Annotated in this window: 17 protein-coding genes and 1 pseudogene; 1 reads left to right on the top strand and 17 read right to left on the bottom strand. The window is 65.1% G+C overall.

Annotated elements, in window-relative coordinates; translation table 11 throughout:
- Window positions 1-6: 6 nt before the first annotated feature.
- The 15 genes from ACYQ1P_RS09690 to ACYQ1P_RS09620 all read right to left on the bottom strand — a co-directional run bounded on the left by ACYQ1P_RS09690 (window position 7) and on the right by ACYQ1P_RS09620 (window position 14,189).
- On the bottom strand, window positions 7-195 hold the full coding sequence (locus ACYQ1P_RS09690) for a type II toxin-antitoxin system Phd/YefM family antitoxin (protein ID WP_460020164.1): 189 nt from the start codon (window positions 193-195) through the stop codon (window positions 7-9).
- 181 nt (window positions 196-376) lie between these two features.
- On the bottom strand, window positions 377-1,501 hold the full coding sequence (traI, locus tag ACYQ1P_RS09685) for a TraI/MobA(P) family conjugative relaxase (protein WP_460020163.1): 1,125 nt from the start codon (window positions 1,499-1,501) through the stop codon (window positions 377-379).
- 121 nt (window positions 1,502-1,622) lie between these two features.
- On the bottom strand, window positions 1,623-1,949 hold the full coding sequence (locus ACYQ1P_RS09680; RefSeq protein WP_460020162.1) for a plasmid mobilization protein: 327 nt from the start codon (window positions 1,947-1,949) through the stop codon (window positions 1,623-1,625).
- A gap of 8 nt (window positions 1,950-1,957) precedes the next feature.
- The gene (locus ACYQ1P_RS09675; protein ID WP_460020161.1) at window positions 1,958-2,527 is read right to left on the bottom strand and encodes a hypothetical protein; all 570 of its coding nucleotides are present in this window, start codon (window positions 2,525-2,527) and stop codon (window positions 1,958-1,960) included.
- Complete coding sequence (locus ACYQ1P_RS09670; RefSeq protein WP_460020160.1) at window positions 2,496-2,753, bottom strand: hypothetical protein; 258 nt, start codon at window positions 2,751-2,753, stop codon at window positions 2,496-2,498. Before ACYQ1P_RS09670 ends, ACYQ1P_RS09675 begins: the two co-directional genes overlap by 32 nt.
- Before the next feature lie 92 nt (window positions 2,754-2,845).
- Entirely contained in the window at window positions 2,846-4,978 is a 2,133-nt protein-coding gene (locus tag ACYQ1P_RS09665) for a zincin-like metallopeptidase domain-containing protein (protein WP_460020159.1), read from the bottom strand.
- A complete protein-coding gene (locus tag ACYQ1P_RS09660; protein WP_460020158.1) occupies window positions 4,965-5,144 on the bottom strand; it encodes a hypothetical protein in 180 nt (59 codons plus the stop codon). The genes ACYQ1P_RS09665 and ACYQ1P_RS09660 overlap by 14 nt, the downstream gene beginning before the upstream one ends.
- Window positions 5,144-6,934: a type IV secretory system conjugative DNA transfer family protein gene (locus ACYQ1P_RS09655; RefSeq protein ID WP_460020157.1), complete on the bottom strand. Its 1,791-nt coding sequence runs from the start codon at window positions 6,932-6,934 to the stop codon at window positions 5,144-5,146. The genes ACYQ1P_RS09660 and ACYQ1P_RS09655 overlap by 1 nt, the downstream gene beginning before the upstream one ends.
- Window positions 6,931-7,911, bottom strand: coding sequence for an ATPase, T2SS/T4P/T4SS family (locus ACYQ1P_RS09650; protein WP_460020156.1), 981 nt, complete (start codon window positions 7,909-7,911; stop codon window positions 6,931-6,933). The genes ACYQ1P_RS09655 and ACYQ1P_RS09650 overlap by 4 nt, the downstream gene beginning before the upstream one ends.
- 1 nt (window position 7,912) lies before the next feature.
- A complete protein-coding gene (locus tag ACYQ1P_RS09645) occupies window positions 7,913-10,051 on the bottom strand; it encodes a hypothetical protein (protein WP_460020155.1) in 2,139 nt (712 codons plus the stop codon).
- A complete protein-coding gene (locus ACYQ1P_RS09640) occupies window positions 10,048-11,121 on the bottom strand; it encodes a TraB/TrbI/VirB10 family type IV secretion system protein (protein WP_460020103.1) in 1,074 nt (357 codons plus the stop codon). The genes ACYQ1P_RS09645 and ACYQ1P_RS09640 overlap by 4 nt, the downstream gene beginning before the upstream one ends.
- Complete coding sequence (locus ACYQ1P_RS09635; protein WP_460020154.1) at window positions 11,121-12,200, bottom strand: TrbG/VirB9 family P-type conjugative transfer protein; 1,080 nt, start codon at window positions 12,198-12,200, stop codon at window positions 11,121-11,123. Before ACYQ1P_RS09635 ends, ACYQ1P_RS09640 begins: the two co-directional genes overlap by 1 nt.
- The gene (locus tag ACYQ1P_RS09630; RefSeq protein ID WP_460020153.1) at window positions 12,197-12,898 is read right to left on the bottom strand and encodes a VirB8/TrbF family protein; all 702 of its coding nucleotides are present in this window, start codon (window positions 12,896-12,898) and stop codon (window positions 12,197-12,199) included. The genes ACYQ1P_RS09635 and ACYQ1P_RS09630 overlap by 4 nt, the downstream gene beginning before the upstream one ends.
- Window positions 12,886-13,071, bottom strand: coding sequence for a hypothetical protein (locus ACYQ1P_RS09625; RefSeq protein ID WP_460018330.1), 186 nt, complete (start codon window positions 13,069-13,071; stop codon window positions 12,886-12,888). Before ACYQ1P_RS09625 ends, ACYQ1P_RS09630 begins: the two co-directional genes overlap by 13 nt.
- 14 nt (window positions 13,072-13,085) lie before the next feature.
- The gene (locus tag ACYQ1P_RS09620; protein ID WP_460018331.1) at window positions 13,086-14,189 is read right to left on the bottom strand and encodes a TrbL/VirB6 family protein; all 1,104 of its coding nucleotides are present in this window, start codon (window positions 14,187-14,189) and stop codon (window positions 13,086-13,088) included.
- A 26-nt stretch (window positions 14,190-14,215) separates the two neighbouring features.
- On the opposite strand from ACYQ1P_RS09620, the gene ACYQ1P_RS09615 reads away from it, so the two are divergent.
- On the top strand, window positions 14,216-14,581 hold the full coding sequence (locus ACYQ1P_RS09615; RefSeq protein ID WP_460018332.1) for a hypothetical protein: 366 nt from the start codon (window positions 14,216-14,218) through the stop codon (window positions 14,579-14,581).
- Between the two features lie 8 nt (window positions 14,582-14,589).
- Here ACYQ1P_RS09615 and ACYQ1P_RS09610 read toward each other — a convergent pair whose 3' ends face one another.
- Window positions 14,590-15,540, bottom strand: coding sequence for a hypothetical protein (locus ACYQ1P_RS09610; RefSeq protein WP_460018333.1), 951 nt, complete (start codon window positions 15,538-15,540; stop codon window positions 14,590-14,592).
- Window positions 15,522-16,321, bottom strand: a pseudogene (locus ACYQ1P_RS09605) (type IV secretion system protein VirB4); the annotation flags it as partial. The pseudogene ACYQ1P_RS09605 and the gene ACYQ1P_RS09610, both read right to left, overlap by 19 nt.

Raw genomic sequence — 16,321 nt, 5'->3', positions numbered from 1 at the left:
CAGTGGTCATGTTTCTGCGTCCTGACCCTCGCGCGCCTTGCTCCGCTGTTTCTTCTTATCACCTGTAAGCCGTTGGTACTGCTCTACAGAGAGCACCACGACAACAGGCCGTCCATGTTTCTCGATCACCACGGGCTCCGCCCGCGCCGTATCCAGAAGCAAGCCAAAGCCGTTCTTGGCTTCCTTGGCTGACATTGATTTCACGGCGTGTCCTTGCGAGCCATTAAGGCCATTGTGTCCACTTTGTGCACTGCGCGCAAGGGTTGATCTTGGCGCAATGTCGTCGCACGTAGCGAAGTAGACTGCAATCATAGGATCCGCGATTGTCTGTTGTCCACATCGGTCTTGTCCTCCATTCTATGACAAGACCCTTGAATCACACCAGACCACTCCGATTCAACTTCTTATCTGACAGCCACTTAGGAGTGACCAACTTGCCAACCCGTGCCTCAGGCGCGCGCTTATTCTCCCCCAACACCGCCTCCAACATCTTCTGCCGGTACATGACGATGGCCACGGCGAGGGGGTCTTCGAGGGTGAGCTGGAGCATGAGGAACTGCTTCCAGGAGGAGAGGGGGCGCAGTTCGTCGGGGCGGCGCTTGAGACCGAGGTAGCGACGCCACAGGCGGGCGTTGTTGGGATGCTTGACCAGCGGGCGGCGCTTGTAGCGCGAGCGGATCGGCGGGCGGTCCTGCGCCGGCAGCGTCTCGCGCACCGGACGCTGGAAGGGGCCGAGGCGCTCACGCAACGCCTTGGCCGAGAACCTTCGATCCAGAGTGCTGGCCTTGATGGCCTGCTTGCCGTCCGCATCGACAATAGCCAGACCGTTGCCGCGCTTCTTGATCAGCAGACCCTGTTGGGCCAGGGCGTCGTGCAGATCCTGCCAGGAGGTTGCCTTGTCGAGCGCCTGAATCAGTTCCGGCTTCAGGGCCTTCACATGCCGCTCGAAGGATTCCTGCCAGGTATGGGCCTCCATGTCGCGGGCCTTGGGGGTCAGATCCCGGTCGGCCTTGTCGGAGAGGCCGAGATCCACCTTCAGGCCGAAGCGCTGCTCCAGCTCCCGCGACATGCGTTCCAGAATGTGGAAGTCCCGGTGCGGGGTGCGGTTGCGCAGGGTCTGCGGATGGACCTTGTTGTAGGCCACATGCATATGGAAGTTGCCGGTGTTCTGGTGGGTGCCGACGACCCGCTGGTGATCGGCAAAGCCAAGGGCTTCGGCGAAGGCCTGCTCGATCTGCTTCAGGGTCTCCAGGTCCGGCTTCTCGTCGCGGAACGAGATCAGCAGATGATAGGTCTTGTCCTTCCGGGAGCGCTTGTTCTGCCGCTGGGTGGCCTCCACCTCCTTGATGGCCAGCGCCAGATCCTCCGGCGTCTCGCCCGCATCGCAGCCGGTGATCCAAAGGGCATGCAGCTTCTCCCCATCGTCTTCTGCCGCCGCGATGTATTCGGCCAGACGCCCGAAGCGATCAAGACTCTTGCGGTCGATCCGTTTGGCGATCATCTCGGCAGGCCCGTTTCCGGCCCTGCCGGTCGTCCCTCGCCGGGCGGGCGCATCCGAGCCCTGGGCCGCCGCCTCAATGGCGGCTGGAGACCGGACAACAAAGGGTTTTTGTCGCCCGCTCTCATAGCGCCTCGATCTTCCGGCGCAGCAGATCCTTGGACGCCGCGATATGGCGGATCAGCGCCTCCACATCCAGGTCCGGGGCATCGGGAGCGATCCAGCCCGGATCGTCCAGGGCCAGCTTGAGCAGGTTGCCGAGCCGCGCCAGATCGGCCCGGAAGCGGATCAGCTCACGGATTTCCGCATCGTTTTGTGGCACCGGAATGCGCGCCCCGGTGGCCACCTTGCGCACGAACTCCGAGACCGTGAGATCGAGCCGGGCGGCTTTTTCGCGGATCGCTTCCCGCTCTTCGGGCAGCACGTAGGTCTTGATGAGGACCCGGTTCATGGGGGGGCCTAAAGGGTCAGGCCGTGATCTTGAGACTTGTCGATTGCAAGTCCCAGCGCCTGGATCTGGAGGGTGGTATAGAGCTTTTCCCCGGCGCGCATGTTGCGCTTGCGGGCCTCGACAACCCGCTTTTCATCTTCGTCGAGGCGGGACTTGTCCTGGTTCAGCAGCCGCGCCGCATGGGCGGAGAAGAACTGCCGGGCCTCGTCCCGGGGCAGCACGCCGATCCGGTTCTTGGGCCTGCTATGGGCCTCGTCGATGGCCCGATAGGCCTCCGGCTCGCGAACCCGGGCCAGATGCCGCCCGGCGCTGGCCAGCTCGTCCAGCGCCGTCTCCAGACTGCCCTTCATGGCCTTGCTGTTGGAATGGCGGTTGCGGTCGTTTTCCAGGAGGGTGCGCTCGGTTGCCAGGATCAGATCCAGATCGCCCGATTTGCCCACCGCGACCACATGGGCGAGGATCTCCTTGCGGGCCTTGCGAACCTGTTCCGCCGCCGGGGTGCGCTCCCGCTCCAGCATGAACACCGATTCACGGAACAGGATTCTGTCAAATGTCTTTGTCGAGCCAGTCTTTGCCATAGGCCTTCTCCGCCGATTCCGTGTTGAGTCCCATTTGTCGCACCCACTCGGCCCCATTGCGGCGCTTCGCCGACATCAGCGACCAGGCGGGAATCTCCGCCAGGCGCAACCAATCCCAGGCCGCTTCCTCGTCACCGGCCCGGTCGGCCGCTGCTGATTCGGCGGCATAGATGGCATTCTGGCTGAGGCCGATCTTCTCGCTTTCGGTCATATAACTCTTGGGCATGGTCCAATCCTTTCCGTCATCAAGGGTCTCCCGCCATGTTACCCCATGCGCCCCCGTCCGGTCCATCTGGACCGGCGGGGTTTGCTGGCCCGTCAAAGCCCCATCCCGGCTTCCCGTTGGCGGTCGGTATCCGGGCGCGCCGAGCGCGCGAAGCGATCCTTGAAGGCGACGCCGACCTGTTGCGCCAGGACGTGCGGCGAGCGTTCCCGGGCCAGATCGTTGAAGTCGGTCAGACCCCGCGCCCGCTCCGCCTCGGTGAAGGCCGGGGCGATGGCTACGCCGCCGACCGCATTTGCTGCCTCGCTGGCCTTGTCCAGGCCGACGTTGACCTTGCGGGCATGATCGTCGTCCGCCGCGATGATCAGCGCGGCTTCCGGCCAGGTGGCGCGCAAGGCTTCGGCGACCGGCTTCAGGTTGCCGGAATCAAACGCCACCACGCAGGGCAGGCCGGTGGCCTGGTGCAGGCTGGCCGCCGTGGCATAGCCTTCGGCGACCAGGATCAGGCTGCCCTGGCGCAGGGTTTCACGAGGATCGATCACATGCATCAACCCGGTCTTGCGGCCCTCGGTGAGGAAGCGCTTTTCACCGTCCGGGGCGATGGTCTGAAGATTCCACAAGAACCCCTTGGCATCGCGCAGCGGGATCAACAGGTGTCCCCGGTCATCCTGCTTGAGCCCAATGCCCGGAACCGCCTTGGCTTGCAGATAGGGATGCTCCGACGTCGCTTCCTGGGCATTGGTCCAGACTCCATAGGCCCGGGCCGCCGCCTTGCGGTGCGTCTCCCGTCGTTCGGCCTTGGCGACCTCCCGGCGCTGTTGGGAGTCCTGCTTCAGGCGCTCCCGTTCGCCGGGATCGAGCTGGGCGTCGGTGGCGATCCACTGCTGGATCTCGCCCCCCAGCTTGAAGTTGACGATCTGCCCATTGGGCAGGCCGTCCAGGAAGCCGCGATAGGACCCGCTCTTCTGCCCCTTGCGGTCGCCCTCGACGGCTACCCGGTGCCAGGCCCCGTCCATCTGGGGGGGACCGTCGAGCTTCAGACCATGCAAATCCAGCATACTGCCGAACTCTTCAATCGGCGACGGTTCCGCCTTCGGAGCCGCCGGGTCGGCCTTCCATGCGGCCAGGGGCTCCGGGTCCGCCCCGTCCGGCGCATACCAGGACTTGGCCCGGCGGTCCCATTTGGCCCCCGCCGCCTTGGCGCGATCCTTCTCCGCATAGGGCACGTCCAACCAGACGCGGGTCTTTGGCTGCTCCGTCTTGGTTTGTTCGGGGGTCTCCATGGTTTTGTCCTCCTGTTGCGTTTTCTCATCGGCGAAAGTGCGATCCCGGGCCGCCTTCTCCAGTTCGGGACGGCGCTCCGGTTCCATGACCCAATCGCGGATCCGTTCCGCGTCCCGGGCGGCGCGGAACAACAGGTTCCGATCCTCTTTGAGAGCGCCGAGCCAGGACTCCACGTAACCCGCATGCCGTTCCGGGTAGTGACCCAGACCCAGTTCGCTGCCGATCAGGAAGGCCGACATTTCGGCCCGCAGTTCCTCGATGGCATAGACCCCGGAGCCGAAGGGACCGAACTCCCGGTTCAGACGGCTCTTGTGACCGCTGGCATGGCCCAGCTCGTGCAGGGCGGTGGCGTAATATTCATAGGCCGTGTCGAAGGCGGCTCGGGCTGGCAGGTGAATGCGGTCGGTCATCGGGCGATAGAAGGCCCGGTCGTTCTGATCATGATTGATCGGCACACCGCCGCCGCTGAGCACCGCTTCCGCCCGTGCCACCGGATCGAAACCAGGCTCCGGCGGCACGAAGGGTTCCAGCCCGTCAATCTGCGCCGCGTTGAACACGGTGGCATAGAACACCCGGGGCCGGGCGAGACGGGTTTCCACATGGCGCGGCTGGCCCGCCTCATCGAGGACCGGAGCCCCCGTCGCATCAAGCAGCGGCTTTTTTTCAGTCCATTGCCAATATTCGACCGGGGTGCCTTTCTCCCCCTTGCGCACCTGCGCATCGAGGCCGAGGGCCTGACGGAAGGTCATCCAGCGCGGATCGTCGCGCGCCTGCATGTCGAGCCACCAGTTGTTGATACCCCGATAGGCCTTGCCCGAGACCGGGTTATGCGGCCCGGCATGGACGAGGCCCGGCGTCCAGGGCTTCTGCCAGCGCGCCGTGCCGCTCTCAATGTGGCGGATCATTTCTTCGGCCACCCGGGTCCGGAAGTCAGGCTGCATCATGGTCCGCCTCCTCTCCGTCCAGCGCCCCGTCCAGGGCCTCCTGCGGGCTCAGGGCCTCCTCGGCGAAGGCTCCCATGGCGTCGGCCAGGTCGGGATCGACCGCGACCGGCCCCCGTTGGGCAAGGTGGGCCACCGTGGCCGTCGCCGTCAGCATGTGGTTGTTCATCAAGATGTCTCCTCTGTGCGGGGTGGGAAGGACAGATTGTCGTGGGAAGGGGCCGGGACCGGCTGCGGCGCGGGCACCCTGGCCCGGCGCAACAGATCCTTGTCCCGGAAGTACAGCCGCTGGCGACCGAGGATCGGCGGCGTACCGGCGGCAAAGATCAGCATGTCGCCGGGAATCACCCGCCCGTTCGGACGCCGCTCCATGCCCTTCAGGCGCATACATTCGTCGGCGGTGAGCAGCGGACGGCTGGTCTCCGCCAGACTGTCCGAGACGCTGCCAATCTCCCCTGGGCGGGCCGAGCGGGCGCGCTTCATCTGCACCACCGTCTGCTTGCCGGTCATGTCGGAAAGCACCTTCGCCGTCTCCACCCGGTTGGGGGCGTAGGCAATGCGCACATGGCAGTTGGACATGATGGATTCCTCACGCCCGTAGGCTTGTTGAAGCTGCGCCATGTCCTGCACGATGATAAAAGCCTTCAGCCCGTAGCCCGCCATGAAGGCCAAGGCCCGCTCGAAGATCTCCAGCTTGCCGATGCTGGTGAACTCGTCGAGCATCAGCAACAGGCGGTGCCGATAGCCCGCCACGGCGCGGCCGTCTTCGAAGGCCAGCGTTCCGGTGAGCCGCCGCAGGAACACATTGAGGATCACCCGGATCAACGGGCGCAGGCGGTCGATGTCGGAGGGCTGAACGATGATGTACAGCGCCGCCGGGGTCGGACCGTTCATCAGGTCGTCAAGCCGGAAGTCGCTGTCGGCAATGTTGCGGGCGACGATGGGATCGGCATAGAGCGCCAACTGCACCGAGGCCGAGGAATGCACCCCTGAACGCTCCTGCGGGGCCTTGATCTTCATCCGGTTGGCCCCGCGCCGCACCTCCCGGTCCACATGGTCCACCCCATGGTCATAGGCCAGCATGTCTTCGAGCAGCGCCGCGAAGTCGTCCTCGTCCGGGCCGCCCGACGCACAGGCCGACATGAAGCCGTTCACGTCGCTCAGGTTGGCCGTGCGCTCCGCTTCGCGCCGGGTACGATAGAGCACATGCAGCAGCACCACCGACAACCACGACCAGCCTTCCTGCATCCAGTAATCCTTCAGGCCCTTGCCCTCCGGATCGACCACCATGGCGGCAATGTTCTGGCAGTCGGCAATGTCATAGCCGCTGCCCAGCCGCACTTCGGCCAGTGGATTGAAGCGGATGGACCCCGCCGTCGCGGTCGGCTCGAAGCGCAGGATGCGGTGCCCCTGTTGCGCCCGCCAGCCCGCCGTCAGAGCATGGTTCTCCCCCTTGATATCGAGCACCAGCACCGAATGCTCCCAGGTCAGCAGGGTCGGCACCACCAGCCCGACCCCCTTGCCCGAACGGGTTCGCGCAAAGGCCAGCACATGCTCCGGCCCGTCGTGCCACAAGGTGCGGGTGCCGAGCCATTGCTTCCAGCCGCCGACCACCACGCCCCGGCGGCCCGCCAACCCGGCCCGTTTGACGTCTTTCCACAGCGCCCAACGGGCCGACCCGTGCAGATCGTCCCGTTGCCGCCCCCCGGCCAGGGTCCGCGCCCCGGCCCGGGCCGAGAGATGCAGCACCAGGGCCAGCGCCGCAAAGCCCGCCGCGCCGGTCCAATAGACCGGCCAGAGCAGGTCATCGGGCAGGCCCCGGGTATGGGTCGCCGTCTGCCACAGCCAGACCCACCAGCGTCCGTCCAAAGGATCGAAGCCGACCGCCCCGCGCCATTGCAGGAGGATCGCCGCCAGGGCGGCGAGGAACACGACGGGGAGAAGGAGGCGCGCGGTCATCGGGCAACCGCCTTCCCATCCTTGAGCACCCACCGGTCCTGCCGGGGCTCGAAGATGTCGGTGACCCGCCGCCACCCGTCGGAGGTGCGCTTGAGCTGCACCACCACATCGACCAGTTCGGACAGGAACTCCGGGACCCGGGGCATGGTGCCGCCGGACCAGGCGATGTTCTGATCGAACTTGCGATGGATCGCCTGTTGCGGGCTTTCGGCGTGGATGGTGCACATGAACCCGGTGACCCCGGAGTTCAGTGCCGCCAGGGCGGCGAAGGCGTTCTGAGTGCTGATCTCGCCGAACACGATATGGTCCGGGGTGACCCGCATCAGGTGATCGTAGAGCTGTCGCCAGTCGAGCAGGCCGGAGCCGCTGTCGGCTTCGCGCGCCGCCAGCAGGCCCACCCCGTCCCAAAAACGCTCGATATGCAGCTCCGGGGTATCCTCTACCGGGATCACCCGGCGATGATCGTCGAGGGTGGCAAGCAGCATGTTGAGCAGGGTCGTCTTGCCGGTGTTGGTGGCTCCGGAGATGATCAGGTTCTTTTCGCCCGCCACCGCGTTGAGCAGATAATCGCGGATCGGACCGGTGATTCCGGCCTGCGCCCAGCTCGGGGTGAACGGATGCTTGCAGCGGATGGCCAGTGACAGACCCGATTGCACCGACGGCCCGACCAGGCATTCAAAGCGATGTCCGCCGGGCAGCACGCAGGACAGCTTGGGATGCAGATCGGCGTTGAACGATAGCCCGTTGCGGTTGGCCAGGGACTTGGCGATGGTCTCCACGGCGGCCAGGGTGAGGGCCGGATCATCGACCACCCGCTTGCCCGCCCCGCGCCGCTCGACGATCACCCGACCGGGGCGGACCATGCGGATTTCCACCGTGGCCGGATCGTCGTAATGGGTCGCCAGCGGGGCCAGTATCCGGCGGAAGATGGCATTGCCCTCCGCCGGTCCGATCCCCTGGGGCAGCGCGCCGTCCATCTCACAGCCCCGCCGGACAGGGCGGCACGAACAGGGTCTGATGCGTGCCGGGTGTTACATATGACCCACAGGCCAAAGCCCCGCCGCCCTGTTCCCACTGATTCCAGATGCCACCGACAAAAGCACAGGTCGAGGACACAGCCTCACCCGTGAAGGGATTGCTTCGTGATACCCTATTGACCGTCCCATAGTAGTGAGCGGCAGAAAAGTTGGGGTGATTTTCATAATCACCATTGACAAATATCGTGCAAAATCCTCCCCCCTGAAAGTATGCGTACCCCGTGCCGAAGGTCCCCGACGCGGTGACCGTATCGACACAGACGTCGGTCGGCCCGGTCGGCACCCCGGCCCCAATGGCCTTCTCGTAGTCGGTGCCGTCCGGCCGCCGCCAGATCTCCACCAGGTCGGTCAACTGCAAGGCATCGCAGCCCGCATATTCCCATTGCCCGTTGGGCAGGGTGTCGGTGCCGGTCAGTTCGAATGGCATCTGGGTTGCCCCCTGGAGCACTTCGGCGGTCTTGATGTCGTAGCGCCCGCTGGGCGGCGTGATATAGACCGTGCTCAGGGCATAGGCGAACAGTTGGTCGTCATGGTTCTGCCAACCGGCGGTCTCCACCTGATGGGCATAGACCGCCGCCGAGGCCTGACAGCCGGTGACATAGACGGGCACCCCGTTGTGCAGGTAGTAGAAGCGCTCCTCGCCATAGCTGACCCCGGCGGTCAGGTCGTGTTCCCAGGTCGCCGGGTTGTCGCAGCCCCCGGTGGTCGTGGCGATGGGCAACGCCCCCGAGGTGTCCGGGGCGCATTCGGTGATATACTGCTTCACCCCATCCACGTTGATCCGCAACCGGCTTTGCAGGGTCACCGTGCCGCCGTCCAGATCGACAATCGGCGAACAGACATATTGCCCGTCCGATCCCTCGTAGATTTGTTCATGGACATATTCGACGCCGGTGTCGGTGCAGCCGCCCGCCTGATAGGTGATGCCGTCGAGAGCATAGGTCCAGGTGCCCTGCTGATAGGAGGTGCCGCCCGCGTAGTCGTGGCGGATCGAGCAGCCGTTGGTGGTCCGCACCATGGGCACGGGGGCCTTGGTCTCGGAGGCCTGGCAGCCCCGCACCTGCACGTCGGCGTTGTTGGAATCCCGATAGATCAGGGCCGACTGGGGCACCGCCTGTTGCGCCTGATAATCGAGCAACAGGGTGCAGGCGGTGAAGGTCTCGACAATGGGGAACAGTTGATCGCTGTCCGCTGCGCATTCGGTGACCTCCTGACGCGCCCCGCCCGCGTCCACATAATATAAGAGATACTGCGCCGTCGCCGTGCGCGCCTCCATGTCCACCAGATCGGAACAGACCGAATAGCTGCGTTGCAGGGTGAAGCCCTCCGCCCCGTCGGTGCAGGGGGTTTCCGAGGCGACCACGCCGCCGGTCGCCGTCACCGTCTTGGATTGCTGAATGGCCCGCAGTTGCTCGATGTCGATGCGCACCGGGCAACCCTCGGTGACCACACTCACCGTCTCGGTGGGGGCGTCGGCCAATTGCACCGGATCAGGGGTCTTGTAGGCCGCCGCCGGATCGTTGGCCGTAGCATTGCTTCCGGCCGGTTTGGCCCCGTCGTCGGTGGAGGCGATAACGGCGGGCTCTTCTTGCGTTGGCGTTTCTGCCGGATGTTCGGCCAGCCGCTTCAGGGCCTCGATCAGACTCGCCCCGTCCCCCTGCACGGTGACCGGGGCCGCCGGTTGCAGTCGCGGATCGTCCAGTTCGAACTGGGCCGAGAACAGGTTGGAGTCCAACGCCTCCCGCCGCCCGTCCTTCTCCACCCCGACCAGCACCACCTGCCCGATGCGCTTGTCTTCCACCGTCACATAACGGGCGTAGGCCTTGGCGGTGACGCCCCGGGTCAGGTCCGGCGATGCCCCCGGCACGGTGAGCAGGCTGAGATCGAGCGGCAGCGGCTCGCCCTCGGGGATCTCGGTCAGCCGCGCGGCGCGGGTCAGAATATTCACCTTGGCGGCCAGGGTGGCGATCATCGCCGGATCGTCTTCGGCGGCTGGATCGGGCGTCTCCGCCGCAGGGGCCGCCAGGGCGGCGAGCAGCGCGGCAACGGCCAGCGCCAGGATCAGGGCTTGCGTCTTCATGTTCCGTCTCCTTGTCCGGGTTTGCGGATGTACCAATCGTGGGCGGGCCGGATCTGCACCCGCGTCCCCTGGGCAATGGTCACGATGGGCACCAGATTGACCGTTTGTTCCAAAACAGATGCGGTGATCTCGCCGAACTTCTCTGACAGTTCCTGCGCCCCCTCGCCGGTGACCGCGCCGACCGAGGAGGTGGCGTCCCCCTTGTCGGCCAGGGCGCTGGCCAACCGCACGGTGGCCGAGATTGCCGAGATCAGGATGGCCGTGCCGTATTTTTCCCAGAAGCGGTTGTCCACCTCGCCGGTGATTCCGGCCCGCCCCTGCTGGTCGCCCACCGGGGCCGCCAGTTCGAGGATTTCCGCCCGGTGCCCGGCCATGAGCACCCGCTTGCAGGTCAGGGACAGCCGGGTGCTGCCCACCTGCTTCGGGCTCTCGTAATCGCAGATCAACCGCGAGCCCTTGGGGATCAACACGTTGCGACCGTGATAGCCGAACACGTCGCGGCTGGTCTGGATGATCGCCTCGCCCCCCTCCTTGCTGTCGAGCTGACTGTTGATGCCGGTCTCCAGCACGCCGCTGATGTAGCGGTCGGCCGCCAGGATGCGGGCGTTGTCCACCGGCGGACCGGAGAGCCGTCGCTCTGCCCCATAACCTTCCGGCTCCCCGGGCATTGCCCCACCTTCCATGCCGGGCGTCAGGCGGGCTAGTTGCGGGGTTTTGGGTCCGGGCAAGGCCCCGTCGATCAGGCCGTCGCCGTCGAACATCGCCGGATGGGCCAGCGCGGTTTGCAGGGCAATCCGATAGGGATCGGGACGCGGCGCGACGACCAGCGGACGCGGGATCGGGGCCGGAGGCGGTGGCGGGGCCGCATTGTTGATCACCCGGGTGAGCACCACCGGCGGGAAGGCGGGCGGCTTTTGCGGCTGCGGCACCGGCGGCGGCGGTGGGGCATTGAAGGTCCAGGCCGCCTCGTCGCCATCGGGCAACGGCGGCGCGCCTTCCACCGTCGCCGTCTGGCACAGGCCACCGAGGGTCAGGCCGAGGGCCAGGGCCGCTTCGCAGAACAAACCCATCACGCCCCTCCGCTATAACGAATGCACAGGAACCGGGTGCCGGACTTGAGGGTGATCAGCGGCTGGGTGCTCTCGATAATGTAGGTGGTCCCCCGAACCCGGGTGTTGACCAGTTCGTCCAGCCCGTCCACCACCACATAGGCGGTGGGCAGTTCCAGATCCCGCCAGCGTTCCCCGAAACGGACGTAGGTGAACACATCGTCCCGGAACACCGTCTCCGGCTTCAGATCGTCACTGCCCGAGAGTTCGTAATCGCCCCAACCGCGCAGCTTGTCCGGATCGAAGGGCACCGTCTCCACAAAGTCGTCGGGCAGCGGTTCCGCCGGGGTATCGGACAGATCTGAGGCCGCCGATGTGCCTGGGGGCGGCAGCTCCAGGGTTTGAATATCGGTTTTGCCTGCCGGGGCGATGATCGGCGGCGCATCGACCGCCCCCTCGATGCGCACCACCAGATCGGGCAGGGTATCGGCATTGAACCCTTCGGCCCGCAGATAGAAGGGATACAACGCGCCGGAACGGCCATGCACCACCATGTTGCTGTCCAGGCCGAACCCGGCGGGCATCACCGACAGACGACGCGGGCCGCGCAGGGTGACCTTGAATGCCGCCGGGTCGCCCAGGTCGGCACGTTCGATCCTCTCACCCTCCGGCAGTTCGATCACCGTCACCATGCGTTCGCGCAACCGCACCCTATAAGTACAGTCGGCACAGACCAGGGTGCGATAGACCCCGGCGGTCTCGTCGGCCCGGTCCCAGGCCGCCTGGATCTGACCGCCGACGCTTAACCGCAGCAGCTCGCCATAGTCCCCGTCGGCCTGCCGCTTGGCTTGCGCCACGGCGGACTCCGGCACCGGACGCTGTGGCCCGCCGTTGGGGAACGGCGTCTGCGCCACGGCGGGGGTTAAGGGGATCAACGACAGGGAAAAAAGGGCCACCGTCGCCCCTATCGGGCGACGGCAGCGCCATTGAGGCGCCGCGAAGCGTAAGCGGAGCGAGCCAAGCACCCGGAGGGTGCGCCCGGCGCTTGAGGGGGACAGGCGGGCCGGGCAACCTGCCCGCCGATAAGGAATCTTATTCATGAGTTGGCCCTTTCCTTGAGAACCAGGTCGAGGACGGTGATGCCCAGAGGGTTTTCGTATTTGTCCGCCGCGCGCACGGTCTGCGGACGCAGGGTCAGGTTCAGATAGGCCCGCAGCTTCTTGCGCTCGATCTCCGCCCCGTCCTTGTGGTCGGTCTGCACCAGGTCAACCGCATACTTGTAGGTGCCGCCGAAGGAATCGATGCGGTCCACGCTTTCCACGGTGATCGAACGGGTCAGACGGGCATCGAGAGCATCCTGCACCGCGCCGCTGTCGATACGCTCGCGGCGGAAGCGCTCGTAGAACGCCCGGTCGGTCATGGTGAAGGCCTGACGAAAGCGCTCCGTCTGGGTCACCGTGTCGATCTCCAGCAGCATCCGCACATAGCGCCGGGCCATGTTCTCCAGCAGCACGTCCAGTCCCTGCACCGTTCGTTCCACCGGCTCGATGCGGTACAGCCGGTTGTCGTCCGGATCGGTGCGCACCAGGGCAATCTCGGTGGTCTTCAAGGGCAACAGATGGGCGAAGGCGCTGACCGTCACCGACAGCCCACCCAGCAGCGCCACGTTCATCGCCACGCTCAGGCGCAGCAGCCAGGCCAGACGCCGATGGGCCACCCCGAAGCTGTACGGATCGGCCCTGAACACCGCCGCATGGCTCACCGTCCGGTTCTCGTCCAGGGGGGTCAGCTCATCCATTTGAAGCCTCTTCCGTCAAACTGGAGGGGCAGGCAGGCACAGGGGCTTTGGCGCATCTCATCGGCCCCGGAACCCTCGTTGGTCGGCATTTCCACCTGTGGGGTGACGGCACAGCCGCCCAATCCAACGACGGCCAGGAGCAGCAGCAAAAGCACCAGCAGAACATTCCTCATGACGGTCGCCTCCTTCATGGCTTTGCGTTGATGTTGCGGACTCGGTTCAGGATTTCAGCGGCGCGGGTCGAGACCTGCTCGAAGGCCGCGATAGGATGGCTTGCGGCCCCGGCGGTCCAGCCGGTGGCCTGAGCGGCACCACTGGCCGCCTTCCCGAGAACCATCGCCGCAGGTCCGCCCGGCATGGCGACGAGGCCCTTCTTGGCGAAGGAGAAGGCCGTGCCAGCGATCCCCGCCGTCAGGACACCTGCCGCCGTGTTGGTGAGGGCCGATCCGGAGATGGAGTTGGCGAGGCCGGTGGCTTCGGTCATGAAGGCAGTGCCCATCCAGCCCAGGGCCATGGCCAGCAGCAACGCCGTGTTGTTCATCGACAGGTCTTCCTGGTCGAAGGTGACCGGATCGCCGACATTGAGCGCCGTCGTGCCGTACATGACCACGGCCAGGGCGGCGGTCGAAGCAAACAGGACCATGAACGACGAGATCAAGGTGCGCATGCCGCTGACCGCCATGCCGCGCCCCCAGCCGAAGCCAAAGCCCAGCATCAGATAGGGACTGAAGGTGGCCAGCATCATGATCCGGAAGATCGACACCACCACCTGGCTGAAGTAGACGATGAGCAGCAGGAAGTACGGAACGACCAGCGCGATGGCATAGAAGATCGGCAGGGTGTTGGTGAGCGAAGTCTTGCGGGCCAGCTGACCGGCCAGGCCGAGCACCTGCATGATCCCGGTCTCGGCTTTCTCCACCAGGGCCGTCATGCCCGCAAGGCCACTCGGTTGCACCGAGGATTGCCCCGCTTCGCCGACCGACAGGGCGACGCTCGCGGCCGATCCCATCACCGACAAAGAGGCCTGATAGATGTTGTTGACAAGATCCGGACCCTGGCCCGTCAGCAAAATCCATGCTATAAATACGAAGATGAACTCCTTACCAAAGGCTGCGAGATCGGCCTGCCCGAGGATCATCTTGAGACCGTGAATCACCACCCACAGACCGACCAACGACAGAAAGAGCAATTGCATCGGATCGACCAGAACCGCACTCAAATCCTGCGTGAACTGATTGGCCAGATTGACGTATTCGGTGACAATCTCGCAGGTGAAGCAGTTACCGGTCATGACCCGATCCTCCAGGAGAAAATGCGATGGATGTTTTGAGAGCGTTGATGGCCTGGTTGGGTGCGGCTGTTCTGCGAGCGGTCGTCTTCGTGATTGCCATCGCCCTCTTTGTGGGATTCATCGGCTCCGTTCTTGGCGCGTTGTACGTGTTCTTCGCCTACGACGAGTACAGCCTTTACGCGGGGGCCTATATTCTGGCGGTGGCTGCGTTGACCTTGTTCATTCAGGCCCGCCAGGGAGACAATCCCGTGACGGAGACCAAGGCCAAGCCCAAGCCCCAAAAGAACCCCAATCGGCCCATCGGTGGACTGCACACCGTCGAAGTGATGCTCTTCGAAGATGATCGCGAGACGGTCCGCTTGGCCCGCAAGTGGCGCAACATGTTGGACTGACGGAGCGCTCATTCGTCCTTCTCCTCTCCGTCCCCGGCCAAACGGCTGTCCAGCGGCACCCCGGCTTTCATCACGTAGGCCGACTGCACCTTCAGCAACTGCGCCAGGATCTGCGTCTGTTGCGCCATGGCCCGGGCCATCAGCACCTGCCCCTTGGCGATGACCGCCAGCCGGTCATTCTGATCCTTGGCCGCGTCGGCCGCCGTCTCCAGTTCGCCCGCCGCCTTGTTCAGGGCTTCCGCTCCTTGCGCTGCCACGTCGCCCTGACCCAGGCCCTTGGAGGCCGCATCAACGATCATGTTGTCGCGCCGCACCTCCACCGCCTTGCGCGCCTTTTCCTGGTCCTCCCAGGGTTTGGCGGTGATCGTCTTGGGATCAATCCATAGGGTTTGCCGATAGGCGTCTCCGGCCTCGCAGATGGAGGTGAAGTCCATGTCCTCGAACTCGACCGAGGGCATGAGCTTGCTCAGATCGGGCACCAGACATTGGGCATCCTGCCGCAGGTCGCGCCCGACCTTGGCCAGATTGATCAGCGGCAGGGTAATCTGTCCCATCTTGCCGAGGGCGTTGAGCTGTTCCTGAGCCTTCTTCGACAGCTCGGTGAGCTTGTCGATCTGCTGCTGCATTTTGCTCAACTGGTCGGTCAGCTTGCCGATGGCGGTGGTGTCGATGACCGGATATTCAGCCCGCGCCGGACCGGCGACGGCGAGCAGCAACAGCAGCGGCAGCGGCAGGGTCTTTTTTGACCGTCGTTCAACTTCTCCGATCCATTCCACCAGCAGCTCGAAGTAGCCGTCGTCCCAGCCCCTCACCCCGAGGAAGGACAACCGATGGCTCACCGTCGCGGGGGCGATCTTGAGCTTGCGCGCGATCTCCCGATTGCTCTTGCCCTTGCGGCGCAGACCGACCAAGGCCAGGTCCCGCTTCAGGGTCCAGTGGGTCACAGATGATCCGGCCATGCCGCCCCCCATTGTGCCTGAAGGGCCGCCAGTCGCCGGTTGGCGTCCGGTCCGGCCTGATAGAAGCGCAGCGCCGCGCCCAGGGGCCGCAGGTCCACGTCGATGATGGCGCTCTCGTCGAAGCCACTGGCCGCGTCACGCTTGATCACCAAGGCCCGCCGCTCGCCCGGACGCCGCTCTTCCCCATCGCCGCAGACGAAGGCGATCTGTTCGTCGTTCAGCTTGAATGGGCGCAACGAGGCTTCGCTGGCCTGACTGTTGGGCAGGAACAAAAAGGTCGAGGTGTTCTCGATGAAGGCGTCTGCCCCCGGCGACTTGAACAAGGCCGCCGGGTCCTGGAAGGCCAGACCGACCGAGCCGTTGAGCTTGCGGTACTCGCGGAACATCTCCATGGCCAGATTGCGGAAGCCGTCGTTCTGCAACAGCTTCGCCGCCTCGTCGATAAAGATGGTGAAGCCCTTGGCATGGCCTGCCGCCCGATAGATGGCCGAGGCGATATGCGCCACCACCGGCGGACCGACCACCGGATCGTCTAGCGCCTCGTTCATGTTGATGCCGACCATGTGAGAGCGATCAAGGAAGCCGCCCAGACTGTCGTGCGGGGCATTGAATATGTGGCTGTTCAGGCCCCGGTTGCCTTTCTCGTCCACCACCCAGCGGGCAAAGGCTTTGCGCAACGCCGTTTGCTTCTCGAAGGCGAAGGGATAGATGGTGTTGAGACTGCGTTCCGGCGGCTGCACGGTGAAGGCCAGTTCCACCGCATGGGCAAAAGCCGCGTCGT

The organism is Magnetospira thiophila (genome assembly GCF_054657015.1).
The sequence above is the reverse complement of the archived record's forward strand: the minus strand, read 5'-3'. Positions and strand labels throughout refer to the sequence as shown.